This window comes from Ligilactobacillus sp. RTP31139st1_D10_RTP31139_211217 (genome assembly GCF_040226755.1).
Lineage (GTDB): Bacteria > Bacillota > Bacilli > Lactobacillales > Lactobacillaceae > Ligilactobacillus > Ligilactobacillus animalis.
Window position 1 is genome coordinate 158,690 of sequence record NZ_JBCOAR010000002.1, and the last position, 25,418, is coordinate 184,107.

Annotated in this window: 29 protein-coding genes; 4 read left to right on the forward strand and 25 right to left on the reverse strand. The window is 42.5% G+C overall.

What is annotated here, in order from left to right:
• Nucleotides 1-9 precede the first annotated feature (9 nt).
• Complete coding sequence (gene sufC, locus ABT996_RS01955; RefSeq protein ID WP_035448894.1) at nucleotides 10-789, reverse strand: Fe-S cluster assembly ATPase SufC; 780 nt, start codon at nucleotides 787-789, stop codon at nucleotides 10-12.
• A gap of 114 nt (nucleotides 790-903) precedes the next feature.
• Here sufC and ABT996_RS01960 point away from each other — a divergent pair, with 114 nt between their 5' ends.
• Nucleotides 904-1,644 (forward strand): gamma-glutamyl-gamma-aminobutyrate hydrolase family protein, encoded by a 741-nt coding sequence (locus tag ABT996_RS01960; protein WP_010688667.1) that lies wholly within the window; start codon nucleotides 904-906, stop codon nucleotides 1,642-1,644.
• Between the two features lie 816 nt (nucleotides 1,645-2,460).
• Here the strand turns inward: ABT996_RS01960 and ABT996_RS01965 are convergent.
• From ABT996_RS01965 to ABT996_RS02060, 20 genes are all read right to left on the reverse strand, one after another.
• The gene (locus ABT996_RS01965) at nucleotides 2,461-2,814 is read right to left on the reverse strand and encodes an arsenate reductase family protein (RefSeq protein ID WP_010688666.1); all 354 of its coding nucleotides are present in this window, start codon (nucleotides 2,812-2,814) and stop codon (nucleotides 2,461-2,463) included.
• Nucleotides 2,815-2,825: 11 nt separating this feature from the next.
• A complete protein-coding gene (locus tag ABT996_RS01970; RefSeq protein WP_010688665.1) occupies nucleotides 2,826-4,028 on the reverse strand; it encodes an FtsW/RodA/SpoVE family cell cycle protein in 1,203 nt (400 codons plus the stop codon).
• A 92-nt stretch (nucleotides 4,029-4,120) separates the two neighbouring features.
• Nucleotides 4,121-4,342, reverse strand: a complete 222-nt coding sequence (locus ABT996_RS01975) for a DUF2969 domain-containing protein (protein ID WP_010688664.1) — start codon at nucleotides 4,340-4,342, stop codon at nucleotides 4,121-4,123.
• Between the two features lie 21 nt (nucleotides 4,343-4,363).
• Nucleotides 4,364-4,621, reverse strand: coding sequence for a membrane protein insertion efficiency factor YidD (gene yidD, locus ABT996_RS01980; protein WP_010688663.1), 258 nt, complete (start codon nucleotides 4,619-4,621; stop codon nucleotides 4,364-4,366).
• Entirely contained in the window at nucleotides 4,621-5,613 is a 993-nt protein-coding gene (locus ABT996_RS01985) for a rod shape-determining protein (protein ID WP_035448892.1), read from the reverse strand. Before ABT996_RS01985 ends, yidD begins: the two co-directional genes overlap by 1 nt.
• A gap of 201 nt (nucleotides 5,614-5,814) precedes the next feature.
• Nucleotides 5,815-7,122, reverse strand: coding sequence for a UDP-N-acetylglucosamine 1-carboxyvinyltransferase (gene murA / locus ABT996_RS01990; RefSeq protein ID WP_035448890.1), 1,308 nt, complete (start codon nucleotides 7,120-7,122; stop codon nucleotides 5,815-5,817).
• A gap of 31 nt (nucleotides 7,123-7,153) precedes the next feature.
• A complete protein-coding gene (locus tag ABT996_RS01995) occupies nucleotides 7,154-7,384 on the reverse strand; it encodes a DUF1146 family protein (RefSeq protein WP_010688660.1) in 231 nt (76 codons plus the stop codon).
• Between the two features lie 178 nt (nucleotides 7,385-7,562).
• Nucleotides 7,563-7,982, reverse strand: coding sequence for a F0F1 ATP synthase subunit epsilon (locus ABT996_RS02000; protein ID WP_010688659.1), 420 nt, complete (start codon nucleotides 7,980-7,982; stop codon nucleotides 7,563-7,565).
• A 14-nt stretch (nucleotides 7,983-7,996) separates the two neighbouring features.
• The gene (atpD, locus tag ABT996_RS02005; protein WP_035448888.1) at nucleotides 7,997-9,403 is read right to left on the reverse strand and encodes a F0F1 ATP synthase subunit beta; all 1,407 of its coding nucleotides are present in this window, start codon (nucleotides 9,401-9,403) and stop codon (nucleotides 7,997-7,999) included.
• 23 nt (nucleotides 9,404-9,426) lie between these two features.
• Nucleotides 9,427-10,368, reverse strand: a complete 942-nt coding sequence (locus tag ABT996_RS02010) for a F0F1 ATP synthase subunit gamma (RefSeq protein WP_035448887.1) — start codon at nucleotides 10,366-10,368, stop codon at nucleotides 9,427-9,429.
• Between the two features lie 19 nt (nucleotides 10,369-10,387).
• On the reverse strand, nucleotides 10,388-11,899 hold the full coding sequence (gene atpA / locus ABT996_RS02015; protein ID WP_010688656.1) for a F0F1 ATP synthase subunit alpha: 1,512 nt from the start codon (nucleotides 11,897-11,899) through the stop codon (nucleotides 10,388-10,390).
• A 22-nt stretch (nucleotides 11,900-11,921) separates the two neighbouring features.
• Nucleotides 11,922-12,464: an ATP synthase F1 subunit delta gene (gene atpH / locus ABT996_RS02020; protein WP_010688655.1), complete on the reverse strand. Its 543-nt coding sequence runs from the start codon at nucleotides 12,462-12,464 to the stop codon at nucleotides 11,922-11,924.
• A complete protein-coding gene (gene atpF / locus ABT996_RS02025; protein WP_010688654.1) occupies nucleotides 12,451-12,978 on the reverse strand; it encodes a F0F1 ATP synthase subunit B in 528 nt (175 codons plus the stop codon). Before atpF ends, atpH begins: the two co-directional genes overlap by 14 nt.
• Before the next feature lie 58 nt (nucleotides 12,979-13,036).
• The gene (gene atpE, locus ABT996_RS02030) at nucleotides 13,037-13,261 is read right to left on the reverse strand and encodes a F0F1 ATP synthase subunit C (RefSeq protein ID WP_004049169.1); all 225 of its coding nucleotides are present in this window, start codon (nucleotides 13,259-13,261) and stop codon (nucleotides 13,037-13,039) included.
• Nucleotides 13,262-13,298: 37 nt separating this feature from the next.
• Nucleotides 13,299-14,015, reverse strand: coding sequence for a F0F1 ATP synthase subunit A (gene atpB / locus ABT996_RS02035; protein ID WP_010688653.1), 717 nt, complete (start codon nucleotides 14,013-14,015; stop codon nucleotides 13,299-13,301).
• 235 nt (nucleotides 14,016-14,250) lie between these two features.
• Nucleotides 14,251-14,880: a uracil phosphoribosyltransferase gene (upp, locus tag ABT996_RS02040; protein ID WP_010688651.1), complete on the reverse strand. Its 630-nt coding sequence runs from the start codon at nucleotides 14,878-14,880 to the stop codon at nucleotides 14,251-14,253.
• Between the two features lie 78 nt (nucleotides 14,881-14,958).
• Nucleotides 14,959-15,987: an L-threonylcarbamoyladenylate synthase gene (locus ABT996_RS02045; RefSeq protein ID WP_035448884.1), complete on the reverse strand. Its 1,029-nt coding sequence runs from the start codon at nucleotides 15,985-15,987 to the stop codon at nucleotides 14,959-14,961.
• 19 nt (nucleotides 15,988-16,006) lie between these two features.
• The gene (gene prmC, locus ABT996_RS02050; protein WP_035448883.1) at nucleotides 16,007-16,843 is read right to left on the reverse strand and encodes a peptide chain release factor N(5)-glutamine methyltransferase; all 837 of its coding nucleotides are present in this window, start codon (nucleotides 16,841-16,843) and stop codon (nucleotides 16,007-16,009) included.
• On the reverse strand, nucleotides 16,836-17,921 hold the full coding sequence (gene prfA / locus ABT996_RS02055; protein WP_010688647.1) for a peptide chain release factor 1: 1,086 nt from the start codon (nucleotides 17,919-17,921) through the stop codon (nucleotides 16,836-16,838). Before prfA ends, prmC begins: the two co-directional genes overlap by 8 nt.
• Nucleotides 17,922-17,931: 10 nt before the next feature.
• Nucleotides 17,932-18,522 (reverse strand): thymidine kinase, encoded by a 591-nt coding sequence (locus ABT996_RS02060; RefSeq protein WP_035449071.1) that lies wholly within the window; start codon nucleotides 18,520-18,522, stop codon nucleotides 17,932-17,934.
• 173 nt (nucleotides 18,523-18,695) lie between these two features.
• On the opposite strand from ABT996_RS02060, the gene ABT996_RS02065 reads away from it, so the two are divergent.
• Together ABT996_RS02065 and ABT996_RS02070 are read left to right on the forward strand one after the other, a co-directional pair.
• Nucleotides 18,696-20,045, forward strand: coding sequence for a Mur ligase family protein (locus ABT996_RS02065; protein ID WP_035448881.1), 1,350 nt, complete (start codon nucleotides 18,696-18,698; stop codon nucleotides 20,043-20,045).
• Nucleotide 20,046: 1 nt separating this feature from the next.
• Nucleotides 20,047-20,751 (forward strand): type 1 glutamine amidotransferase, encoded by a 705-nt coding sequence (locus ABT996_RS02070; protein WP_010688642.1) that lies wholly within the window; start codon nucleotides 20,047-20,049, stop codon nucleotides 20,749-20,751.
• A gap of 146 nt (nucleotides 20,752-20,897) precedes the next feature.
• Here ABT996_RS02070 and manA read toward each other — a convergent pair whose 3' ends face one another.
• The 3 genes from manA to ABT996_RS02085 all read right to left on the reverse strand — a co-directional run bounded on the left by manA (nucleotide 20,898) and on the right by ABT996_RS02085 (nucleotide 23,609).
• Nucleotides 20,898-21,863, reverse strand: a complete 966-nt coding sequence (gene manA, locus ABT996_RS02075) for a mannose-6-phosphate isomerase, class I (protein WP_035448878.1) — start codon at nucleotides 21,861-21,863, stop codon at nucleotides 20,898-20,900.
• A gap of 73 nt (nucleotides 21,864-21,936) precedes the next feature.
• Nucleotides 21,937-22,938, reverse strand: a complete 1,002-nt coding sequence (locus ABT996_RS02080) for a serine hydrolase domain-containing protein (RefSeq protein WP_035448876.1) — start codon at nucleotides 22,936-22,938, stop codon at nucleotides 21,937-21,939.
• Complete coding sequence (locus tag ABT996_RS02085; protein WP_180978430.1) at nucleotides 22,935-23,609, reverse strand: histidine phosphatase family protein; 675 nt, start codon at nucleotides 23,607-23,609, stop codon at nucleotides 22,935-22,937. Before ABT996_RS02085 ends, ABT996_RS02080 begins: the two co-directional genes overlap by 4 nt.
• 138 nt (nucleotides 23,610-23,747) lie before the next feature.
• On the opposite strand from ABT996_RS02085, the gene ABT996_RS02090 reads away from it, so the two are divergent.
• Nucleotides 23,748-24,077, forward strand: coding sequence for a hypothetical protein (locus ABT996_RS02090; protein WP_010688633.1), 330 nt, complete (start codon nucleotides 23,748-23,750; stop codon nucleotides 24,075-24,077).
• 65 nt (nucleotides 24,078-24,142) lie between these two features.
• On the opposite strand, the gene ABT996_RS02095 is transcribed toward ABT996_RS02090, so the two are convergent.
• Nucleotides 24,143-25,357 carry an MFS transporter gene (locus ABT996_RS02095; protein WP_035448875.1) on the reverse strand — a complete coding sequence of 405 codons (1,215 nt, stop codon included), beginning with the start codon at nucleotides 25,355-25,357 and terminating at the stop codon, nucleotides 24,143-24,145.
• Between the last annotated feature and the right edge of the window lie 61 nt (nucleotides 25,358-25,418).

The following is a 25,418-nucleotide window of genomic DNA, read 5'->3' on the forward strand; positions in this document are numbered from 1 at the left end:
TGCCACCACCTAAGCTTTATCTTCTGCTAGCTTGATATCAAGCCCTAATTCATCACGGAGACCCGCATAGCCTTCTGCTTCCAAGCGCTTAGCTAGATCAGGGCCACCAGTCGTTACGATCCGACCATCCATCATGACATGCACGACATCTGGTACGATATAGTTCAAGAGTCGTTGGTAGTGGGTGATGATCAACGAGCCAAAATCTGGACTGCACATCTCATTTACCCCCTTAGAAACGACTTTTAAGGCATCGATATCCAAACCAGAATCGATCTCATCTAAGATCGCAAATTTAGGCTTGATCATCATCAGTTGCAAGATCTCATTGCGTTTCTTTTCCCCACCGGAGAAACCTTCATTGAGGTAGCGCTCTGCCATGGAAAATGGCATGTCTAAAAAGGCCATCGTTTCTTCGAGGTCTTTTAGATATTTTCGTATCGAGATCGGTTCATCTTTAGGCAAACGCGCATTGATCGCACTGCGGATAAATTCAGCATTCGTGACCCCTGGAATCTCAGCTGGATATTGCATCGCTAAAAAGAGCCCTGCGCGTGCACGTTCATCAACTGCCCAATCCAAAATATTTTCACCATCTAATAAGATCTCACCTTTAGTGATCGTGTAAGCTGGGTTACCCATGATCGCCTCTGATAAAGTCGACTTCCCAGTTCCGTTTGGGCCCATGATTGCATGGATCTCCCCCGTCTGCATCTTAAGATCAAGGCCTTTCAAGATCTCTTTTCCATCGATCGAAACGTGGAGATTTTTTACTTCAAGAGTTGACATTTTTCATTCCTCCGCTAAACTAAATAAGTATACTATCATCATTGTAGTCTAATTGAGAATTACTTTCAATTGGAAAACCTTGTTCAAAATATATTTACGAAAGAAGGCATCTACGTGCAACCAATCATTGGCATTATCGGAAATTTCAACGGCGCCTTGATTCCCGAACACGCGAACTTACCTATCTCCTATATCGGGCAAGGCTATTTAGATGCCGTTAAAAAAGCCGGTGGGATCCCAGTGATCATCCCACCTAAGAGCTCACTTGAGAGCATCAGTACTTTGATCGATCGGATCGACGGTCTCTTATTGCCCGGCGGTAAAGATATCGATCCTTATTTTTACGATGAAGAACCCAGCTTAAAATTAGGTGCGATCGACTCAGCGCTTGACGCTTTTGAGATCGAATTCTTACGTCAAGCCTATGAACGCGATCTTCCAACTTTAGGTATCTGTCGCGGACTCCAACTCGCGAATGTCTTTTTAGGTGGCAGTCTCTACCAAGATCTAAGCGACTACGATAAGCTAGCTGTCAAGCACAACCAATACCAGACAGCACCTTGGCAAGCACTGACACATTCGATCGAAGTCAAAGAAGACAACTTGATCCAAGACTTCTTTGGCACTTCGGCACGCGTAAATTCATTTCATCATCAAGCGCTAAAAGATATCTCTCCGGAGTTGATCCCGGTAGCTTACAGTTCAGACGGGATCGTAGAAGCGGCAGTCGGTAAGAACTTTAATTTCTTAGGTGTTCAGTGGCATCCCGAAACACTTTACCAAGACCACGAGAATTCCTTAAAGCTCTTCATCCATCTTGTCGGTGAAGCTAAAAAATTTGCCGAACAAAGATAAAGCGTGTAAGACAATGCGGTCAGCACCGTATGAATAACAGAGGCCTTATTATGATGCGGATCTTGTATCATAGTAAGGCCTCTATTGTTTACTAAACGCTGCATTTATCGAATACGTTTCAGCTACGCATCAATATCTCTTACGGCTGTCCTTTCTAATTTCAAGACTTCTGTATATGATCCCCCTATCTCTGTTTCTGGATCCTTACTCTTACCATAATTGCTTCTTATTATTTATATGTAAACTGTGGTGAACATTTCGCCTCGAGTTCTTCTTTATTTACTCAATAATACTGCTTTTATTTCTTACGGAAAATAAATATATACTCCAAATAAAAAATTTTCTCCCCCGCTCAATTCATCGGACGGAGCGCCTTTTTTAGTGCAAAAAAATTACCCTCTGACAAATATATGTCAGAAGGTAAAACTGGTTCGCAAGTGATCAGCTTGCATTATAGAGCTAGGATGAATCCATGCTCTCCACACCACTATCATATAAAATTTATTTCAACCTGTCAATATACTAAAGAAGTACGTGAAGTCTGATCAACTTCAATTAGTACAAGAGAGAGGTGAATGCTATGCTCTCCACAATCCTAAGCTTGATCTTGGCTATCCTAGTCAATCTGGTATCAAGCATTATCTATGACTGGTTGAAAGACCACCGATAGATAAGCGTGCCCCAGTTGCTTGTCGGCTGGGGGATTTTTTATAAAAAAGTAGCACCCTGTAAAAATAAATACATCACTAGGCCGTCCTAAAGCGAAAAAAATAACCGTAATTCTACGCTTACCATGCTAGAATTACGGTTATTTGATCAAAGCCAAGTTTCTTGATAAACTTCAGGCTTAAAGCCACAAGTTACGGTCTTTTCATCGACCATCAGCGGACGTTTGATGAGTTTGCCATTTTCCGACATCATCGTTGCCGCTTCTTCTTTTGTCATTGTGGGAACTTTTTCTTTTAAGTTCAACTTGCGATAGTCTTGACCACTAGTATTGAAGAAATAACGCAATGGTCGGTCACTTTTGGCAAAGATCGCTAAGAGCTCCTCTTTAGTCGGAGGATCGGCAACTAGATCTTGCTTGTCAAATTGAACTTGATTTTCCAAGAGCCATTTTTCGGCTTTTTTACAGGTACTACAACGTGCATAACAATAAAATTTTTTCATTTACACTCACCCTATCTAAAATCTGTCCCATTACTAAACATATAACTCTTATTGTGATAACGCATCGACATCACAAATCCGACCCCGATCATGTTCCCGATCAGAGCTGATCCCCCTTGACTGACAAATGGCAATGGAATACCTGTCAAAGGCAAGAGCCCGATGTTCATCCCGATATTTTCAAAGACGTGGAACAAGATCATCATGATGACCCCAGTCGAAATATAAGCATAAAACTCATTTTTCGTATCAAAAGTCACCTGGATCATTTGAAAGATCAACAATAAGTAGATAAAGATCAATAAACAACAACCGATAAAGCCAAAGTTTTCTCCAATGACCGAAAAGATCATATCTGATTGGCGCACCGGCACATAAACATTGGAAACATTGAAGCCTTTACCTAATAGTTGTCCTGAGCCGATCGCTTTCATACTCTGCCAGAGCTGATAACTACTACCACTAGTACTTCCAGAAGGATCGAGCCAGGAATCGATCCGTTTGAACTGGTAAGCCTGAAAACCGATCTTTTCAAGTAAAGTCCTATCGTAAACAACTAAAAAGATCGCTAAACTACCTAAAACAGTCACGGCTCCCGCGACCGGCGCAATGATTTTCCAGGTGATACCTGAAACTAAGATCATCCCCCCTAAGATCGCAAAGAACACGAGCATCGTCCCAAAGTCATTTTGCAACTTCAAGAGGACTGCCACTGGGATCGTCCACGCAAAGAGTTTACCTAACAATAACCAATCCGAACGCGTCGTGTGTTCCGGATATTCACTGTTATGTTGCGAAATGACTCGCCCCATCATCAAAATAAAGGCAGGTTTCATCACTTCGGAAGGCTGAAATGATAACGAGCCGATCGCAAACCAACTCTTGGCCCCGTTTAGGATCGCCATTCGCCGACTATAGAAGAATAGCACTAAGATCAATAAGAAGATCCCTAGTCCATAAGCCAACGGGGCGATCTTCCACAACTGTTCAGCATCAAACTGCATGATAAAGATCACAGCCCCGATCCCTAAGATGTACCACATTGCCTGAGTGATCATCGTTCTAGTCACACTAGCAGTACTTGTATCATGGGTCAAGGCAACATAAAGCGAGATCATCCCGATCACGGCTAACACAAGGACCGAAAAGATAATGCCCCAGTCGATACGAGCATCATCGTCTTCATCACGGTGTAAGAACTGTTGTCGCGCCATTAAAAGTCACTCCTTTTATTTGATTCCTACTAATTATATACAATTTGCCGACTGAAGAAAGGCTCAGTCGGCAAACTTATTTTTTTATTAACTTATCCGCGGTGTAAGTGGTAATCACGCAAGAGATAGTCAACAGCTTCATTTCTTGAGTTGAGCTTTAATTTTTCGCCATTGGATAAAACGGCAATATAGCGCATTCCGTCTTGTTTGACACTACCGATCACTTCATCTTGGATCGTCAATTCTAAGACTAAATTACCATTCACCATCTTTTCATTTTCAATGATCTGAATATTACGTTCTTTTTTCGACAAGGTATATCCCCCTATGTTAATTCACTTTTTCGGATTTTTATTTCTACGTAACCTAAAGTGATCCGGAACTGGATCATAGCCACCTCTAACGAAAGGATTACACCGTAAAATACGAGCACATCCCATCAGCAAGCCCAATAAAGCGCCGTGTTTCTCGATCGCCTGGATCATATAAGTTGAGCAGGTCGGATAATAACGACAACTCGGTGGCAATAAGGGGGAGATCCCCTTTTGGTAAAACTTAACCGGTAAGATAAGTAACTTGCTAAAAATCTTCATTATTTACTCTTTTTTAGTTTTTCGATCTGTTCGAGCAATTGACCTGAACCGACTGCCACATCATCAAGTGGTGTGTCTGCGATCATCACTGGGATCGTCAATTCTTCTGCAAATAAAGTGTCGATCCCGTCAAGCAAGGCACCACCACCAGTGATCACGATCCCACGATCGATTACATCAGAAGCAAGTTCAGGTGGAGTTTCACTCAACACTTCTTTAGCAGCTGCGATCATAGCATCCATCGTGTCACGCATTGCCTCAACCGTTTCATCGGACGTGATGCGGATCGATTTTGGTAACCCGCTAACGACATCGCGGCCACGCACAGTCATTTCCTTGTTGCGGTGACCCTTGATGACACTGCCGATCTCGATCTTGATCTTTTCAGCTGTATGTTCACCGATCATCAGACCGTATTCTTGGCGAACGTAATTAGCAATGTTTGCGTTCAACTTATCACCGGCACTGCGTAAAGAACGACTGATCACGATATCACCTAAGGAAAGGACTGCAATATCACTGGTCCCACCACCGATATCAATGATCATATTGCCATAAGGTTGGAAGATGTCGAGTCCTGCACCGACAGCCGCCACTTTAGGCTCTTCTTCCAAATAAACATCGCCCCCGCCAGACTTTTCAGCGGCTTGACGGATCGCTTTACGTTCAATGTCAGTCGTATTAGTTGGGCAGCAGATCAGAATGGCCGGCTTCGACATCACACCTTTAACATTTAACTTCTTGATGAAATACGATAACATCTGTTCTGTCATGTCAAAGTCTGCAATGACCCCATCTTTTAATGGGCGGATCGCACGAATATTACTTGGTGTTCTGCCGACCATCTTGTAGGCTTCCGAACCCACTGCTAGGACCCGGCCAGTTTGCGTATCGACAGCTACAACGGAAGGCTCATTTAGCACAATGCCCTTACCCTTGACATTGATCAATACATTTGCCGTACCTAGATCGATACCGATATCTTTAGCCATAAAATTTTCTCCTTTTGTTCTTAATTAAACATGTAAGTAGGACTGAGAGTTGATCTCAGTTCAATTCATTTTAAAATACACACAGCCAATTATAGCATATTAATTGCACCTGAAAAACCGTGTTCCCCCAATCAAATTGGTTTAATTTTAAAATTTTTTATTAAAAAAGGCTGCTAAGATAACTTGCAGCCCTGAAAATTATTATTTGATCTTTTTCTTGGAAATAACGTATTCTTCGTTTGTGATATCGTCGATCCGTTTGATCTCTGCACCTAAAGCAGCTAATTTTTGGTGGAAGTGGTAATAACCACGATCCAAATATTGTAAATGTGTGACTTGAGTGATCCCACGTGACAAAAGTCCAGCTAAAACTAAGGCAGCAGCAGCCCGCAGATCAGTTGCGGCTACTTCAGCACCTGAAAAATCAGTTGGCCCGTAAATGATGACCGAATTACCTTCGATCTTAAAGTCAGCATTCATACGACGCATCTCTTCTAGGTGCATGAAACGATTTTCAAAAACAGTTTCGGTCAAGATGCTCGTACCCTTAGCCGCTAACTGCAAGATCGAAAATTGTGGTTGCATATCCGTTGGGAAACCTGGATGTGGTAAAGTCTTGATCGTTGTTGGCTTCAATTGTTCTGGTCCAATGATACGCAAACCATTTTCTTCTTCTAAGACTTGAACGCCCATCTCTTCTAATTTAGAGATCAACGGCTTGTTATGTTCAGCTACGGCATCTTTGATCAAAACATTACCCTTAGTCAAAGCAGCTGCCACCATGAATGTCCCGGCTTCGATCCGGTCTTGGATGATCGCGTGTTCTGTGCCATGTAAAGTCTCGACCCCTGTGATCTTCAAGGTCTCAGTCCCAGCACCTTTGACTTTAGCCCCCATTTTATTCAAAATGTTAGCTAAGTCAACGATCTCTGGTTCACGCGCAACATTTTCGATGATCGTAGTCCCTTTGGCTAAAGTAGCTGCCATCATGATGTTTTGCGTTGCACCAACACTTGGGAAATCAAGGTAAATATTAGCACCCTTGAGTCCATTTGGTGCAAAAGCTTCAATGTAACCATCATGTCGGTTGATCTCAGCCCCTAAAGCTTCAAGCCCTTTCAAATGTAAGTCGATCGGACGTGAACCGATCGCACAGCCACCTGGCATCGCAACTTTAGCACGACCTAAACGCGCCAAAAGTGGTCCTAAAACAACGATCGATGCTCGCATCTTTGAGACATACTTAAATGGTGCTTCATAAGAAAGTTCATTAGTTGCGTCCAATGCAATCGTTTTATTTTCTTCGTCAAAACCAACCTTAACGTTTAAAAAGCGGATCACATTGTTCATCGTATAAACGTCAGATAAGATCGGAACATTTGTTAAAAAGGTGCGGCCTTCACTTGGTAAGATACCCGCAGCTAAAATCGGTAAGACCGCATTTTTTGCTCCTTCGATCTCTACTGTTCCATTCAATCTATGCCCGCCACGCACAATAATCTTTTCCAATTGTTACTCCTCCGAAAATTACTATATTTATTTAAATCAGATATGATAGATGTACCACATTGTCCACAAAGCTCGTAAAAAACGAACTGCAAGCAAAACCAAGAGCTACCGCGACCATGACTAAGACAAGCCGGAAGCTATTTTGCCGTGCCGGTTCAATGTAGCGATCGAGTCTCAAAGACTGGAGCCCCACAAATGCCAAGGCGATAAAGACAAAATGACTGATGATCGTCAAAAGCGCCATTATTCCTATATATTGCATCTTTTTTCCCTCTTCTCTTTTACTCAATCCGAAATAATCATAGCATAATTTTTCAGTTCAGTCACTCATTTACGGCGAATCTCTAAAAAAATATAGCTATATCTACGCAAAAATCAGATAAAATGCTTACCCAGTTGTTAAAAAAAGATCCTTGCCAAAATGACAAGGATCTTTTTGATTATTTCTTCGAAACACTCAAACGGTTGATCGCCCGACGTAAAGAAACTTCAGCACGTTGTAATTCATTATCATCGTGGTTTTCTTTAGCTTTAGCGATCCGTGCCTCCGCACGCTTACGCGCCCGTTCAGCCCGTGAAGTGTCGATCTCTTCTTTTCTTTCAGCTGCTGATGCAACTACAGATAAAACATTGTTTGAAAATTCGATGAATCCACCGCTAACTGCGACTTCATCAAAGGTATCTTCACCTGTCTTGACTCTGATTTTATCAATTGCCAGTGATGCCAACAAAGGTAGGCGGTTCGGCATGATACCGACTTGCCCGACTGTTGTTGTACAGATCACTAAATCAGTTGTATTTTCATAAACTGATCCATCAGGCGTAACCACATTGACAGTTAATACAGGTTTTTCATCCATTGGACGCTACCCCCTTAATTGCCTTGTGTCATCTGTTCAGCTTTTTTCACAACATCTTCGATCGGACCACAGCTCCGGAAAGCATCTTCTGGAAGATCATCGTACTTACCTTCAAGGATCTCTTTAAAGCCTTTAACTGTTTCTTCAACTGGTACATAAGAACCTGGAACACCAGTAAATTGTTCCGCAACGTTAAAGTTTTGGGACAAGAAGAATTGGATCCGGCGGGCACGTGAAACGATAACTTTTTCTTCATCAGATAATTCGTCCATACCTAAGATCGAAATGATATCTTGTAATTCACGGTAACGTTGTAATACGTGTTGGACTTCAGTCGCTACACGGTAATGTTCTTCACCCACGATCTCAGGTGCTAAAGCACTTGAAGTAGATGCCAATGGGTCAACAGCTGGGTAGATACCTTGTTGAGTCAAGGAACGTTCCAAGTTAGTTGTAGCATCCAAGTGAGCAAAGGTCGTTGCTGGCGCAGGGTCAGTATAGTCATCGGCAGGCACGTAAACGGCTTGGATAGATGTAACAGAACCCTTCTTAGTTGAAGTGATACGTTCTTGCAATTGACCCATTTCAGTTGCCAATGTTGGTTGGTAACCAACGGCAGATGGAATACGGCCTAACAAGGCGGAAACTTCAGAACCAGCTTGAGTAAAGCGGAAAATGTTATCGATAAACAATAACACGTCTTGGCCTTCAACATCACGGAAGTATTCCGCGATCGTCAAACCAGTCAAGGCAACCCGCATCCGGGCTCCAGGTGGCTCGTTCATCTGACCAAAGACCATGGCTGTTTTTTCTAAAACGCCTGATTCCTTCATTTCAAAGTAAAGGTCATTACCTTCACGTGTACGTTCACCAACACCAGTAAAGACGGAGATACCGTTATGTTCTTGTGCAATATTGTGGATCAATTCTTGGATCAAAACGGTCTTACCAACACCGGCACCACCGAACAGACCGATCTTACCACCCTTGATATAAGGAGCTAATAAGTCGATAACTTTGATCCCTGTTTCAAGAATTTCTGTACTTGTGTTTAATTGGTCATAAGCTGGCGCATCGCGGTGGATAGGATCTCTGCGATGGTCGGCACTAATTTCTGGACCATTATCAATTGTTTCCCCTAAGACGTTGAAAACACGTCCCAAAGTATCATTACCAACGGGCACGCTGATAGCTGCGCCGTTATCAACAACTTTTGCCCCACGTTGAAGGCCATCAGTGGAATCCATCGCGATCGTACGCATTACGCCGTCACCCAATTCAAGAGCAACTTCGATCACCAATTTTGTTCCATCTTCACGTTCAACTGTTAAAGCATTGTTGATATCAGGTAAGGATTCACTAAGAGGGAATTGGACATCGACAACTGGGCCGATTACCTGAACTACTTTACCGTAACTCATCTAGTTAATTCCTCCTAATCGTTCTAATCTAAGGCAGCTTGCGCACCTGTGATTTCCGTAATTTCAGTTGTGATCGCACTTTGACGTGCACGGTTATATTGAAGTTCTAACGCAGAAATAATATCTTTAGCGTTATCAGAAGCTGACTTCATCGCAGTCGAACTTGATGCATGTTCAGAAGTCTTAGCATCTAAAATAGCTCCATAAACCAAACTTTCCGCATATTGAGGCAAGATAACTTCTAAGATCGCATCACGTGAAGGCTCTGTTTCATATTCAATATGATACTTTTGATCTTCATCAAGTGCAGTCAAGTCATCATCACCCATATTTTCAGCTGTGATAGGTAACATCTTTTCAGCACGGAAAATAGAGGTCAAAGTGTTAACAAAGTGGTTGTAACAAACAAATAATTGATCGTACAGACCATTGCTATACATCGTCACGATAGCTTCAACGATCGGACGTACTTCTCTAAATGTCGGTACGTCTTTGACACCGCGAAATTCATACGCAACGTTGTAACCACGTTTACTGAAAAATTCAGCCCCGGTACCACCAACTGCGATGATCACAACATCATCTTTGGTGTGGCCGTTTTCTTTGATCAGATCAAGCGTTTGTTTGATAACGTTGCTGTTGTAGCTACCAACCAAGCCACGATCTGAAGTCACAACGACGATCCCGGTCTTTTTCACAGGACGTTGTTTTAGCATACCTAAGGTGTTGAGTTTGCCCACTTGGTCTTTTCCACTTTCAACTGCTGAAGCAGAATCAAGTAGATGAGATTGTGCCAAATGGGTAATCACGCTACGAATCTTCGAAGCATAAACTTGATAACTTACAGAGTGCTTTTGGATCTGACTCAACTTAGCAGTCGAGACCATTTGCATCGCACTTGTGATCTGTCCAGTTTTCTTAGTCGAAACGATTCGACGCTTAACTTCTTGTAAAGAAGCTGGCATTAGCTCTCACCACCCTTTCTTATTTTGAATTTGCTTGGAAAGAAGCAGCAAATTCTTTGATTGCTGTATCTAATTTATCTGTGTCTGGTAATTGACCAGTCTTAGCAATGTGATCTAAGAGATCTTTGTGGTTGTTATCAAAGAAATCAAACATTTCATCTTGATAACGCAAGATCTCATCAACAACAACAGAATCTAAGAAACCGTGTGTCAAAGCATATAAGATCAAGACTTGCTTTTCAACTGGAAGTGGCTTGTGAAGTGGTTGCTTCAAGACTTCAACTGTCCGACGACCACGATTCAACTTAGCTTGTGTTGCTTCATCAAGATCAGAACCAAATTGTGCAAATGATTCTAATTCACGATATGAAGCTAAGTCCAAACGTAATGTACCAGCAACTTTCTTCATCGCTTTGATCTGAGCCGAACCACCAACACGGGAAACAGAAGTACCCGCATCGATAGCTGGACGAATACCAGAATAGAAGTTATCGCTATCCAAGAAGATCTGACCATCAGTGATGGAGATAACATTAGTTGGAATATAAGCTGAAACGTCACCAGCCTTAGTTTCGATAAATGGTAAAGCAGTCATTGAACCGCCACCTAATTCATCACTAAGTTTAGCCGCACGTTCCAACAAACGTGAGTGAAGATAGAAAACATCCCCAGGATAAGCTTCACGACCAGGTGGACGTCTCAAGATCAAGGAAAGTTCACGGTAAGCATCAGCTTGTTTTGAAAGATCATCATACACGATCAAAACATGCTTACCGTTGAACATGAATTCTTCACCCATAGCAGCCCCAGCATATGGAGCTAACCAAAGCAATGGCGCTGGTGAAGATGGCCCAGCTGAAACAACGATCGTGTAGTCCATTGCACCATATTTACGCAATGTTTCTACTTGAGTACGAACCGTCGATTCCTTTTGACCAATAGCGACATAAATACAGATCATGTCTTGGTCTTTTTGATTTAAGATCGTATCGACCGCAACTGATGTCTTACCAGTCTTACGGTCACCGATAACTAATTCACGTTGGCCACGACCGATCGGCACAAGTGCATCGATCGCTTTGATACCTGTTTGAAGTGGTTCATTAACAGATTGACGTTCCATAACGCCAGGAGCCTTACGTTCTACCGGACGAGTCTTGTCCGTTTTTATCTCCCCTAAACCGTCGATCGGTTGGCCTAAGGGGTTTACTACACGGCCGATCAAAGCTTCCCCAACAGGGACTTCCATGATCTTACCGGTACGTTTTACCGTATCGCCTTCACGAATGCCTTTATAAGCACCTAAGATAACGATACCGACATCGTTTGATTCTAAGTTTTGTGCCATTCCGTATGTACCATCTTCGAATTGAAGAAGCTCACCAGAAAGGGCATTATCAAGACCATTAGCACGAGCGATCCCGTCACCAACGTAAGTAACTGTACCAACCTCATCAACGGTAAGTTCGTCTTTATAGTTAGCTAATTGTTGCTTGATAAGAGCACTGATTTCCTCAGCCTTAATGCTCATAAAAGTCTCACCTCTTTAAAAATCATTTTAATAACAGACGTTTAATGTTTGCGATTTTCGACTTGATGGAGCCATCAAACACATAGCTACTTGATTTCAAGACGACCCCGCCAATGATCTCGGGATCAACTACTGTTTCAAGTTCTACTTTTTTAGCTCCGACTACCTTAGCAAAGGAAGCTGCGATCTTATCTTTACGAGTTTGATCCAACTCGACCGCAGTTGTCACCGTTGCACGGACTGTCTTTTCGTCTTCATCAGTTAATCTGTTGAATTCATCAATAATATCTTCTAAATTGGCGATCCGTCTGTAATCGTATAACATCGCTAACAAGTTAGATGTCAATTCAGAAGTACCACTTTGTAGATTTTTTAACATTTCAAGCTTAGCATCATGTTTTATTGCTGCACTTGTCATGAAATCAACAAATTGTGGTTCTGCTTGCAAGACTTGTTTGATCTGAGCTAATTCACTAGAAGTTTCTGTCAAAACATCTTGTTCCTTAGCTGTTTCAAACAAAGCTTTTCCATAACGTTTAGCTATTGTTTGCTTATCTAATGCCATCTTGCTTCCCCAACCCTTCGATATAAGAGTCGACCAAGGCTTCTTGGTCCTTAGCACTCAATTCCTTTTGAATGATCTTTGAAGCAATTTCAACAGATAAAGCAGCTACATCGTTTTTAACATTGGAGAGCGCTTCTTGGCGTTCTTGTTCAATGTCTTTTTTAGCATTCTTTTTCAATGTGCTGACTTCTTCTTGTGCCGAATTTACGATGGTAGCTTTTTGCTGTTCACCGTTCTTCTTTGCACGATCAATGATTTTTGAAGCTTCAACATGAGAATCTTTAAGCGCTGATTCACGTTTAGCTGCGAGCTCTTCCGCTTTTTTACGGGCATTTTCTGCCGAATCAATGTCGTTTGCGATCTTATCGGCCCGTTTTTCCATCATTTCGGTCACAGGTCCCCAAGCAAAATGCTTAACGAGTGCGATCAAAATCAAGAAAGTACAGAGATAAAATAAGAAGTCGCCCCATTGTACACCACCTTCAGCAGTAGCCAATAGTAATGCTGAGTTCATTCATTGACACCTCCTAATCTTTCAATAATGTGACAAAGTTATACTGATAGATCAGAGATTATTTAGCCATCAACATGAATGAGATAACGATAGCGATGATCGGCACAGCTTCGATCAAACCGACCCCGATAAACATTGTTGTCCGTAATTGGCCTGAAAGTTCAGGTTGACGAGACATACCTTCTAAAGTTTTTGCGATAACCAAACCGTTACCAACACCTGTACCGATAGCAGCAAAACCTGCGGCAAGACCCGCACCAAGTAAAGCTAAAGCTGTTGTCATAATAAAAATCCTCCTTAAAATTAATCCTATAAGTTAATTATTCTTTTTCGACCTTTTGAGAAATATATACCATTGTCAATGTTACGAAAACGTAAGCTTGGATCGATCCAATAAAGATTGAAAATCCCTGCCAAATCATTTCGAGTGGAATCGCTGGTAAATACGTCCACGGTGTATGTGATTTAGCCAACTGTTCATAGATAACAGTCAACAACACTTCACCAGAATAGATGTTACCGTAAAGACGTAATGCCAGGGTCAAGAAATTCGTAAATTGTTCCAAAACATTAATTGGGAATAAGGCCGGCATTGGACTAAAGTACGAATTCTTGACATATCCCTTAAAGCCAAACTTCGCAACCCCCATGAGATGTGACAAGAGCAAGACTAGAAATGCTAATGTCAAAGTCGTCGCGGGCGAAGCAGTTGGACTTTTAATGTAGTTTACACCATTAATTGGAAGCTGAATAGCCAATCCTATTTGGTTAGAAACAAAGATAAACAAGAAGAGAGTAAAAATAAGGAGTCCATATTTTTTCCCCTGTTCATCAGGCATGGAGCTTTTGACGATCCCATTTGTAAAATCGATCATCCACTCGATCATATTCTGCTTACCCTTTGGCTTCATTTGCAATCTGCGTGAAAACCAAAAGACGAGCCCAAAGACGATCAATGCTGAAACCAGTCCTGAAAGGCAGTTACCTACATTAAAAGGAATACCAAAAAGCTTCAAAACTTGAGCTTCTTCATTCACCAAGTTTCACCTCTTTTCAATTGTGATCAATACGGTTGAACAAAATGGTCGAACCATAAGATTAAGATTCAAGCATAGATAGAAAACTATTTTTGAATACAAAAGCAATAATACCACCAAATCCCCCAAAATTCAAAACGAAAATGAATTTATTTCAAAAGTTGGAGAAATGGAGCAACAACCGTATTTAAAGCGTTTGACTAATTTAGACTACGCGACACATTGCGTGACTTGTCTACTTAGTACCAAACAAGCGGTCACCCGCGTCACCTAAACCAGGAACAATATAACCATTTTCATCAAGACGATCATCTAAAGCAGCGGCGAAAATATCGATATCTGGATGTGCTTTACGTAAAGCTTCCACACCTTCTGGCGCAGCAACTAAACACACAAACTTGATCGATTGCGCACCGCGTTTCTTCAAAGCATCTACAGCCATGATAGCTGAACCACCGGTTGCCAACATTGGATCGACCACAAAAACTTCTCGACTAGCTAGATCGCTAGGCATCTTAACGAAATATTCGTGTGGTTGCATCGTTTCTTCATCACGATACATCCCAATGTGACCAACTTTAGCAGCAGGGATAAGATTCAAAATACCTTCTACCATCCCAAGTCCAGCCCGTAAGATCGGTACAACGACGACTTTCTTACCAGCCAAACGTTTTTTGTATGTCTTGCCCATCGGTGTTTCGATCTCAACATCTTCTAACGGCATCTCACGTGAAACTTCATATGCCATCAAAGTTGCGATCTCATCGACACATTGACGAAATTCCCGTGTCCCGCAATCCTTGTCGCGAATGATCGTTAGTTTATGTTGGATCAATGGATGATCTAAGACTTCAAATTTACCCATTGTTAAAATTCCTCCTTTGTCTAGCTCTGCTACTTATTTTAGCCGAAAACGCGCCTATTTGCTACTATTCGCGTTAAATTATTTATTCTTACTGAATTCCTTAAAGAAAACATTTCCAGCTGCTTTCTTTAAGCGGTTCATATAAGCTTCACCTAAACCTGTCTCGGCAACGCCTGCACATAAAATGTAGTCTTGGCTATCAAAAGTTCTGAGACCCGAAAAGAGCCGACTGCTAGCACTCTTGACGTTTGTGCCTAATGAGTAGCCTGCGATATTTTCTGGTAGCTTAGACACTTTAGCTACTTCTGGCTCAAAAGCCATCACGCCGATCTTAGCCGTTTGTGCCTTAGCCCAAGCCAAAGCTTCTTCCCACTCAGCAGCATTTACGATCAAGACCTGAGCATCAGGAGCATAGTGCTTGTATTTCATCCCGGGAGCTTTAGGTGTCTCGGCTTGACCAACATGATGCTTATCTGAACGCACTTCACAACCTAAAATTTCGCTGATCTGCTCGGGTGTGACTGCTCCTGGACGCAAAACAGTCGGCACAGCGGTACTTAAGTCAACGATCGTGGATTCGACCCCAACCGTAGTCGGACCATCATCAACGATCCCTTTGATCTTACCTTCCAAGTCATGAAAGACGTGTTCGGCTGTCGTAGGGCTCGGTTTGCCCGAAGAGTTAGCTGATGGTCCAACTAATGGGACTCCAGCTTCTTTGATCAATTCTAGCGTTGTTTGATTGTCAGGCATCCGAAAGGCCGCGGTCTTTAAGCCACCCGTGACTGCATCGGGCAGTGAATCGGGTTTAATCGGCAAAATGATTGTCAACGAGCCCGGCCAAAAGGCATCCATCAATTTTTGGGCTGCTGTAGGCAATTTTTCGACGTAGCGTTCGACCATTTCCCGTGAACAAACCGTCACGATCAAAGGATTATCTGACGGACGTCCTTTAGCAAGATAAACGCGTTTGACCGCTTGAGCGTTAGTTGCATCGGCCCCTAGCCCATAAACGGTCTCAGTCGGAAAAGCGACCAACTCGCCCAACTGTAGTTCTTTAGCGGCCAAAGCAACTTTATCTGGTGTATAGATCTCAGTTATCAGCACTATTATTTCCTCTTTTCTATTAAAAACTCACTTTTACCATCCGGTCATGTCCGGTGATATCCTGGCGTAATTCGACTTTAGCTGTCGGATAAGCTTGGCTAAAGATCTCGACTACACTTGGACCTTGTTGAAAGCCGATCTCTAAATAGAGCTTACCGTGTTCTGTCAGATGTTGGCTGAGCTTTTCAGCTAATTTCTTATAAAGATATAAGCCTTCATCTGGCGCAAATAAAGCCGTTTTAGGTTCATGCTCTAAAACACTTTTATCCATTAATTCTGCCTCTGATTCGGCAATATACGGGGGATTTGAGACGATCACATCAAATTTGCCCGTGATATTTTGGAAAAGATCACTTTCGATCAACGTGGCCTCTAGCTTCAAGGCTTGCTTGTTTTCTTTAGCAACTGCTAGGGCTTGGGAAGAAATATCACTTAAAGTCACTTCCCAAGCAGGACGTTCATGTTTCAAACTTAGCCCGATCGCTCCGGTACCAGTCCCGATATCTAAGACCCGCAGCGAAGTTTTAGGCTCGGCTTCCAAGATCCACTCGACCAATTCTTCTGTCTCTGGTCGTGGGATCAAGGTTGCTTCGCTGACTTTGAACTCCAAGCCAAAAAAGTTAGCTTTTCCTAGCAAATATTGGGCTGGGTGATCTTGGCAGTATAATTTGACATTGGTAAAAAAGCGCTCTAATTGTTCAGCTGACAATTGCGTCTGATAGTTCATCAACATCTCTGTTGTACTCCAATTCATCTGGCCTTGCAAGAGCAGATCAGCGGCACTTGGATCTTTCCCATGATCTTTGATAAAAGAAAAAGCCCATTGCTGAGCTTTAAAAACTGTCATTTTATCCATTTTGTAATTCTTCTAAGGCTTTAGTTTGATCGTAAAGAACTAAAGCATCGATCACATCTTCTAATTCACCGTTCATGATCCGGTCAAGCTTGTTCAAGCTCAAGCCGATCCGGTGATCAGTCACGCGGTTTTGTGGATAGTTGTAAGTTCTGATCCGTTCAGAACGATCCCCAGTACCGACAGCAGATTTACGGTTTTCGTCATAAGCACTTTGCTCTTGGGCAGCATAATAGTCATAGACACGTGCGCGCAAGATCTTCATTGCTTTTTCACGGTTTTGTTGTTGTGAACGTTGATCTTGCATAGCAACAACGATCCCCGTTGGCAAGTGAGTCATCCGCACAGCTGAAGATGTCTTGTTGATATGCTGACCACCGGCACCAGAAGCGCGGTAAACGTCAACTCTGATATCTTTTGGATCGATCTCGATCTCAACATCTTCTTCTTCGGGCATGACAACTACAGTAGCCGTTGAGGTATGCACTCGACCTTGAGATTCAGTTACAGGGATCCGTTGAACACGGTGAGCCCCAGATTCATATTTCAACTTAGAGTAAACGCTTCGACCATTGATGAGCAATGCGATTTCCTTGAAACCACCTACTTCTGTCATCGTCTTGTCGATAACTTCAATGTTCCACCCTTGATGTTCAGCATACTTGCTGTACATCGTGAATAGATCGCCCGCAAATAGACTCGCTTCATCCCCACCAGCAGCGCCACGGATCTCCATGATGATGTTTTTATCATCGTTAGGGTCCTTAGGTAGAAGTAAGATCTTGATCTCTTCTTCTAATTGTTCTTTTTCAGTCTTTGAACTTGCCAATTCTTCTTTGACCATCGTTGTCATTTCATCATCGTCAAGTCCAGCACTGAGCATCTCTTCGTCATCTTTGATCTGTTGGATGACTTGCTTATATTTGTTATACTTTTCGACTGTTTCACGCAGATCGGCCATCTCTTTTGAAAGTTCCATAAAGCGCTTAGTATCTGCGATCACATCCGGATCAGAGAGCAATTCGCCGAGTTCTTCATACCGATCTTCAAGCATTTGCAATCTGTCAAATAACTTATCCATAAAATTCTCCTTATTTAATAGTATTGTTTGTATCAGTTGGTGGCGCGACGTAATGTTTACGGCACACCGGATAGTAAGATTCATTGCCACCGATCTCGATCTGCTTGCCATCATAAACAGGCTTGCCATCATTGACCCGTAAGTTCATGATCGCTTTTTTGTTGCAGAACCAGCAGATCGTTTTCATCTCTTCGATCTTATCCGCATATAGTAGTAAATATTTTGAACCTTCAAAAAGTTCATTACGGAAATCATTTTTCAAGCCAAATGTCATCACGGGGATATTTAATTCATCGACCACCCGTGTTAATTCTAAAACATGATGCTTACTCAAAAATTGAGCTTCATCGACCAAAACACATGCAGCGTTTGGGTCTAGTTCTTTGACCTTAGCCAAAAGGTCATCTTCCTCAAAGATCGGAAATGCCTTACGCTTAAGGCCAATCCGGCTCGAAACATAACCGACTTCATCGCGGTCATCCAAGCCACTAGTCATAATAATTACGCTTTTATCTTGCTCTTCATAATTATGGGCGACTTTTAAGATCTCGATCGTCTTGCCGCTGTTCATTGCTCCATAGCGGAAAAAAAGCTGTGCCACTAACGCCACCATCCTTTTAATAGTTCCTAAACTAGTATATATGATTTATGCGTAAATTTCATTAATAAATTTGTTAGATGTTGCTATCAGCTAGGCTCGACCCGTTTTTCTGCGCACTGATCTAGATTTTATGGTAAGATACAAGTTGACATAAAAAAATCGGAGGAAATTTCATGTCATTTAAAAGTTCAATCGCAATTACTGCGGGTAAAACTTCTCACTGGTTCTTGCATAACTTTATGCACGGTGGGACCTCTCTGCCTGGTAAATTAACTTTAAAAATTGATCCTGATGTTTTAAAAGCTTTAGCTAAAGATTACGAGATCGTGATCATCACTGGGACCAATGGTAAAACACTGACGACCGCTTTGACCGTAAAAGTGCTCCAAGCTAAATACGGTAATGTTTTGACTAATAAGAGCGGTTCTAATATGAAACAAGGGATCGTGACCGCCTTTTTGACAGCTCAAAAAACGAGCTCTGGCAAAAAGCTCGCTGTCCTTGAAACCGATGAGGCCAATGTGCCGATCGTCTGTGAATATATCAAACCAAAAATGTTCGTGTTGACTAACCTTTTCCGTGATCAAATGGATCGCTATGGTGAGATCTACACGACTTATGACAAGATCTTAAAAGGTGTGTTGATGCATCCTGACGCACTTGTTCTTGCAAATGGAGATGCACCTATATTTAATAGTAAGGAACTACCTAATAAAGTTATTTATTACGGTTTTGCAGATAAAGCTGAAAAAGACCAACTCGCACCAGCTAACACCGATGGGCTGTTGTGTCCTAGTTGTCAACATATCTTGCATTTCAAATACCGTTCTTACAGCAACTTAGGTAAATACTTCTGCCCGCATTGTGGCTTCAAGCGCCCTGAATTGACTTACAAAGTCGATCAGATCAGTGCTCAAACTCCACAATCTTCTAAATTTACGATCAATGGACATGAAGTTGAGTTGCACATCGGTGGGACTTACAACATCTATAACGCCCTAGCCGCTTATGCAGTCGGCTCACAGCTAGATGTCGAACCCGAAACGATCTGCCAAGCGCTCAGTCAAAATGACGAAAAGGTCTTTGGACGTCAAGAAGTTATCGATCTTGATGGCAAAGAAGTGACTATGATCTTGGTCAAAAACCCAGTTGGCCTTGACCAAGTTTTAGAAATGATCAAGACCGATGATAAACCATTTTCACTGGCAGTCTTGTTGAATGCCAATTACGCTGACGGGATCGATACGAGCTGGATCTGGGATGGTGATTTTGAAAACTTACCATTTGACAAGATCCCTAGTGTCTTGACCGGGGGTGAACGTTACAAAGACATCACATTCCGGTTGCGCGTAGCTGGTGTTCCCGAAGAAAACTTTGCGCAACGTGAAAGTCTAAAAGACGTCTTAGCTTATCTCAAAACGATGCCAACAGAACACATCTACGTACTAGCAACCTACACTGCAGTCTTGCAATTACGGAAACTTTTAGCAGATGAAGGCTATATCAAGGGAGGCATGGATTAATATGAAATACCAACTTCACTTAGCACACCTTTATGGCGATCTACTGAACACTTATGGTGATATCGGTAATGTTTTAGTCTTAGAATACTATGCTAAACAGATGGATATCGAGTTGACTTCAGAAGTTATCTCACTTGACCAACCGTTTGATGCTACGAAATTCGACATTGCCTTTTTCGGTGGTGGTCAAGATTATGAGCAAGTCATCGTTTCTAAGGATATCCAAGCCAAAAAACAAGCTTTGACTGATTATATCGAAGACGGCGGTCCAATGCTTGCGATCTGTGGGGGCTACCAATTACTAGGTAAATATTATATCGGGGCAAATGGCGAGCGCATCGAGGGGATCTCCGCACTTGATCATTACACCGAAAGCCAAGACAATAACCGCTTCATCGGCGATATCGTGATCGAAAACGAAGAAACAGGGCAAAAATACCATGGTTTTGAAAACCACAATGGTGTCACCTATCTCGGTAAAGATGAACGTCCTTTAGGAAAAGTCATCAGTGGCCACGGTAACAACGGTAAAGACCAGGGTGAAGGTGCGATCTATAAGAATGTCTACTGTTCTTACTTCCACGGCCCGATCTTAGCCCGCAACGGTGAATTGGCTAAGCGGATCTTACTGACAGCTTTGAAGCGTAAGTATCCTGAAGCTGATCTAACTGCTCAAGAAGAACTAAAAATCAAACCAACATATTAACCAAAATGTTGGGTGTACACTTTCTGGTATGGATAAAAATTCCATACCAGTTTTTTGCGTAAAAAAAACACTTCCCACATTTCTGTAGGAAGTGCCGTACGGGTCTATCCATATCAGTTGACGGACACCCGACTTTTCAACTTTAACTATGCTTTTTTACCCGGTTCAGAAGCAATCAACATCATCTTTCCAGCCAACGTCCAAGATTTAACGGCATAAGGTAAGATAAAATGCATCCCCTTCTTGAGTTCATAGGTACGACCCTCTACTTCCAACTGGCCGTTTCCATCTAAGACTGAGGACAGTGTATATGGTGCTTGCTGGCGTTCAAAGGTCGCACTACCATCGATCTCCCATTTATAAACGGCAAAGAAATCAGTATCGACAAAACGGGTAACTTTTTTATCCCCTGTTACAGTCGTTTGAATATCCAATTTAGGATCAACATGGGGAACGTTGGTCATATCGATCGATTGCTTCAAATGCAACTCCCGCTTTTTACCAGTCGTTTTATCGACCCGATCAAAATCATACAAGCGATAAGTCGTATCTGAACTTTGTTGCGTCTCTAGGACCATGATCCCTTTACCGATCGCATGGATCGTACCGGCTGGAACATATAGGAAATCACCGGCTTTGACTGGGATCTTGCGTAACAACTTATCCCATTGTTTATTTTCGATCATCTCAGCTAACTCTTCACGCGTCTTAGCATGATGACCGTAATACATCTGAGCTCCTTCATCGGCAGCCAATACATACCAGCATTCGGTCTTGCCCAATTCACCTTCATGTTCTTTAGCATAAGCATCATCGGGGTGGACTTGTACGGAAAGATCGGCTTTAGCATCCAAGATCTTCGTCAATAGTGGGAAAACATCGCCCTTAGCATCACCAAAAACTTCACGGTGCTTATCCCAGACCTCCGTCAAAGTCAAACCTTTATATGGTCCATTTTCAACGATCGCTGGTCCATGTTGGTGCGCTGAGATCGCCCAACATTCGCCTGTATGATCACTTGGGATCTGATAACCGTACTCGGTATATAACCGGTCGCCACCCCAAATTTTTTCTTGAAAATATGGTTCTAAAAATAATGGTTCACTACTCATATTCATCATCGCCTCATCTAAAAGTCTATACTTTTATTCTATCACACTCATATAAATTGTAAACCTTTTCCACTCAGTCCTTTTCTGCCAGATACGTTGCGATGATCTTATCACGCCATTCTAAAAACACTTCATTATCAGCACTTGGATGCACGCGATTTGATAAAACGATCAAGGCATTTTTCCCTTTTTGATCAAGTAACATAAAAGTCCCAGTAAATCCAGTATGATAGAGACAAGGCGTGTTATTGCGATCATAGCGCAGATCCCAGCCCAGTGAACGACCAAGATCGTGGGTCGGAGTATGATCAGCATAGAGCATCGCGACCGTTTCTGGCGCTAACACTCCCGGGATCGTTTGGGGAGCAAGCATCCATTTAGCAAATTTCACCAGATCGGCCAAATTAGAAAATAACCCTGCCGACCCACAATGCTCACCCAAAATAAAAGCCTTAGGATCATGGACTTCACCTTGGATCAAGCCTCTAGTCGCCGTTAACTCAGTGGGCACACACTGCTTTTTTTCCGGAGTAAAGGTCGAAGCTTTCATGCCTAATGGCCGTAAGACCTCAGTCGTGATCACCGCTTGTACCGGTCGGTGGTAAAAAGCTTCGATGATCTGTCCGAGTAAGATCAGCCCGATATCTGCATAAACGACCTTTTTCCCCAACCAAGCAGCTGGCTTCAAAGTATATAAAGCCGCCATTAATTCCGCTGGTGGTAATTGATCACGATTTTTTATGTAACCACTAAGAGCAGACGTGTGGGTCAATAAGTGGCGTAGAGTCACCCTTTGATCGGTGAACCGCGGTAAATATTTAGCGACCCGATCGTCTAATCGTAGTTTTTTTGCCTCTAACAGCTGTAAGATCACCGTCGTCGTCCCAATGACCTTCGTCAACGAAGCCAGATCATATAAAGCTCCCTCTTCTAGTGGTTTTACCGTTGGAACTAGTTGCTTATTGCCAAAGACTTCAGTTTGGATATCGTCTTGGCAGATCATAGCATAGGAGACCCCAGGGACGATCTTTTGGTCTACCAGCTGGTGTAGTAAGGCAGCTGTCTTTTCGTTCATGCTCGATTTTCCTCTTGTTTCAATTGATTGATATAGATGATCTCGAATTTACCATCAGCATAGTCTACCCGACTAGCCCGCGAATTGTCGACTAAAAATAGCGGTACATCGCCGTTCAACGACTCTAAGAAATTCGACAAGATCAAACCATGCGTTACGATCAAAATATTGCAATCTTTGCCTTCATATTCACAGGCGATCGTCTTTAAAGCTCGGGTAAAGCGCTGTTCGAGGTGAACTGAAGTCTCGATCTCTTCTTCACCATCCATCGTCCGAAAAAGCTCGGTCAACTCAGAGACGTGCTCTTCATTGGCAAAAGCCCGCAAGATCTTGCGCAACCCTAGCGTTCGCAAAGCTGTAGGGACCATCGTAAAATTATTGGCTTCTTCAAATTTACCAAAACTCAATTCACGCAGATCGGGATCACTATAGATCGGTGGATAACCCTGTTTATTTTCCGCGAGAATATAGCGCGCTGTTTCTTGGGTCCGCTGAAGATCACTCGTATAAACAGCCTCAAACCGGATATTTTCCAACTCTTTGCCTAGCCGCTTGGCCATGCGGATCCCTTTTTTGGTCAACGGAGAATTCGTTGTCCCCTGCAATCGGCGTGATCGATTCAAACGCGTCTGTCCGTGGCGGACTAAATAAAAATGTATCACTATTTTCACCAACTCTTTTTTTCTAAAAACACCTATCTCTATTATAGATTTACCACGCCAACATGCAAAACATTTTACCTAAAACTTCTCGCAACCATAATTCAAATGATTATGCTAAAATGTTGATAGACAATGGGGGTAGTATTTTTGGCAAGTAATTCTGATTCGATTTTCAACGTTTTATCATATTTGAAGCGCCATCCTGAAAAGATCTTTGCTTTGAGATCACGTTATGACAATGTGATCCAGATCTTTTTCAAAGATGCGGTCAAAGTCGCTGATGCAAATATTTATTTTCCTGACAACAAATTAATGGTCAATTGTCTGACTGATGATTTTTTAGCTCAAAACGGTGATCTTTTAGACAGCTTTTGGCAACTAGCTGGTCACGACTACATCGATCATCATGAAATTTGGGCTACAACATCACATTTGACCGAGAAAAATATGTACTTATTGGAGCTCTCATTTGAATAGTATGAGACAAAGCACCAAGGATCTCACCAATATCGTGATGAGGTCCTTGGTGCTTTGCGCTTTGATTATTCTTCGTTTTCAAGTGGACGGTGAACTTTCCAGATCAAAAGCAAGTTCAATACCATCAAGGCTGCTGTTACCAAGAAGACCGCTTGATAGTCGAACAGACCCGAGATGAGCGACCCCATCATTGAACCAAGCATCGCCCCAGCCGCTTGAAATGACTGATTATAACTAAAGATGCGCCCAAAGGCTTCCCGTGGAACACTGACCGTCAAGACCGTTTGAACTGCTGGTAATAACGCTGCATTAGCGATCCCCAATAAGAAGCGCCAAAAGCCTAAACTCCACGGTGACGTCACAAAATACATCGGCAAAAAGACTACCATAGCAGCCACTAAGCCAAAGACTAATACTTTTAGTGGTCCGATCTTATCCATCTTGACACCTAAGCGTGAAGCGACTAACAACGTCCCAAAACCAGGCATTGCCGCTACGACCCCACTGACAAAGGATACATTACCCGTACCGTGCATCAATGATTTGACCAACAAACTGACGATCGGCGCGATCGACATCAAGGCCGATTGGATAAACAGCGTCGTGATAAACATTGCAATGATCAACTGTTTGTTTTCTAACTGTGCAAAGATCTCTTTCATCGGTTTCATCTTTTTAGCTGGGATCGGCGTAAAATGCTCTTTTGTATTAAATAAGGTCAGCAAAAAGACGATCCCCATCATCGCCCCGCAAACAAAAAACGTTACTCGATAGCCAGCAAAACCAGCTAATAGACCACCAACTAAAGGGCCGAGCAAATTCCCCGTCACGTTGGCAGTCATCATATTTGCCATCACAGCCCCAGAACGATTATGCGGGGTCTCGCCTGCCATAAAAGCAGTCGCATTATTGATATAACCAGAAAAAGCTCCTTGAACGAAGCGCAATAATACGATCGTCCAAGCATGGTGGACTAAGCCAACAGCAAAGATCGTAAAAGTCATCACCCCAGAAGCTCGTAAACACATGAGTTTGCGTCCTTTTTGATCGGCAAGATTGCCCCACAGTGGTGAAACGATCGCCTGGGCTAGATATGTAACAGCAAAGGCTAGGCCCGCATATAAGTTCAATTCAAATTTTCCATAGGGATGCAAGGTTTCAATATAGAGCGCCATAAATGGCATCGTCATCGAAAAATTCAACCCCGTCATAAAACACCCTAACCAGAGGGTCATAAAGGTTTTGCGCCATGAAGCAGGCAGCTCAGGATCTGCTACCATATTCATCACTCCTGTCATCATAATATTTACACTCTAGCAAAAATAACTTCAAATTACAAAC

Excerpts from the sequence above, each read along its gene's own strand:
- sufC (WP_035448894.1), bottom strand. The coding sequence starts at position 789 with ATGTCAACTCTTGAAGTAAAAAATCTCCACGTTTCGATCGATGGAAAA.
- ABT996_RS01965 (WP_010688666.1), bottom strand. The coding sequence starts at position 2,814 with ATGAAAAAATTTTATTGTTATGCACGTTGTAGTACCTGTAAAAAAGCC.
- ABT996_RS01970 (WP_010688665.1), bottom strand. The coding sequence starts at position 4,028 with ATGGCGCGACAACAGTTCTTACACCGTGATGAAGACGATGATGCTCGT.
- yidD (WP_010688663.1), bottom strand. The coding sequence starts at position 4,621 with ATGAAGATTTTTAGCAAGTTACTTATCTTACCGGTTAAGTTTTACCAA.
- ABT996_RS01985 (WP_035448892.1), bottom strand. The coding sequence starts at position 5,613 with ATGGCTAAAGATATCGGTATCGATCTAGGTACGGCAAATGTATTGATC.
- ABT996_RS01995 (WP_010688660.1), bottom strand. The coding sequence starts at position 7,384 with ATGCAATATATAGGAATAATGGCGCTTTTGACGATCATCAGTCATTTT.
- ABT996_RS02000 (WP_010688659.1), bottom strand. The coding sequence starts at position 7,982 with ATGGATGAAAAACCTGTATTAACTGTCAATGTGGTTACGCCTGATGGA.
- atpD (WP_035448888.1), bottom strand. The coding sequence starts at position 9,403 with ATGAGTTACGGTAAAGTAGTTCAGGTAATCGGCCCAGTTGTCGATGTC.
- ABT996_RS02010 (WP_035448887.1), bottom strand. The coding sequence starts at position 10,368 with ATGCCAGCTTCTTTACAAGAAGTTAAGCGTCGAATCGTTTCGACTAAG.
- atpA (WP_010688656.1), bottom strand. The coding sequence starts at position 11,899 with ATGAGCATTAAGGCTGAGGAAATCAGTGCTCTTATCAAGCAACAATTA.
- atpH (WP_010688655.1), bottom strand. The coding sequence starts at position 12,464 with ATGGCATTAGATAAGCAAACAATAGCTAAACGTTATGGAAAAGCTTTG.
- atpF (WP_010688654.1), bottom strand. The coding sequence starts at position 12,978 with ATGAACTCAGCATTACTATTGGCTACTGCTGAAGGTGGTGTACAATGG.
- atpE (WP_004049169.1), bottom strand. The coding sequence starts at position 13,261 with ATGACAACAGCTTTAGCTTTACTTGGTGCGGGTCTTGCCGCAGGTTTT.
- upp (WP_010688651.1), bottom strand. The coding sequence starts at position 14,880 with ATGGGTAAATTTGAAGTCTTAGATCATCCATTGATCCAACATAAACTA.
- prmC (WP_035448883.1), bottom strand. The coding sequence starts at position 16,843 with ATGGATAAAATGACAGTTTTTAAAGCTCAGCAATGGGCTTTTTCTTTT.
- prfA (WP_010688647.1), bottom strand. The coding sequence starts at position 17,921 with ATGGATAAGTTATTTGACAGATTGCAAATGCTTGAAGATCGGTATGAA.
- ABT996_RS02065 (WP_035448881.1), top strand. The coding sequence starts at position 18,696 with ATGTCATTTAAAAGTTCAATCGCAATTACTGCGGGTAAAACTTCTCAC.
- ABT996_RS02070 (WP_010688642.1), top strand. The coding sequence starts at position 20,047 with ATGAAATACCAACTTCACTTAGCACACCTTTATGGCGATCTACTGAAC.
- manA (WP_035448878.1), bottom strand. The coding sequence starts at position 21,863 with ATGAGTAGTGAACCATTATTTTTAGAACCATATTTTCAAGAAAAAATT.
- ABT996_RS02080 (WP_035448876.1), bottom strand. The coding sequence starts at position 22,938 with ATGAACGAAAAGACAGCTGCCTTACTACACCAGCTGGTAGACCAAAAG.
- ABT996_RS02095 (WP_035448875.1), bottom strand. The coding sequence starts at position 25,357 with ATGGTAGCAGATCCTGAGCTGCCTGCTTCATGGCGCAAAACCTTTATG.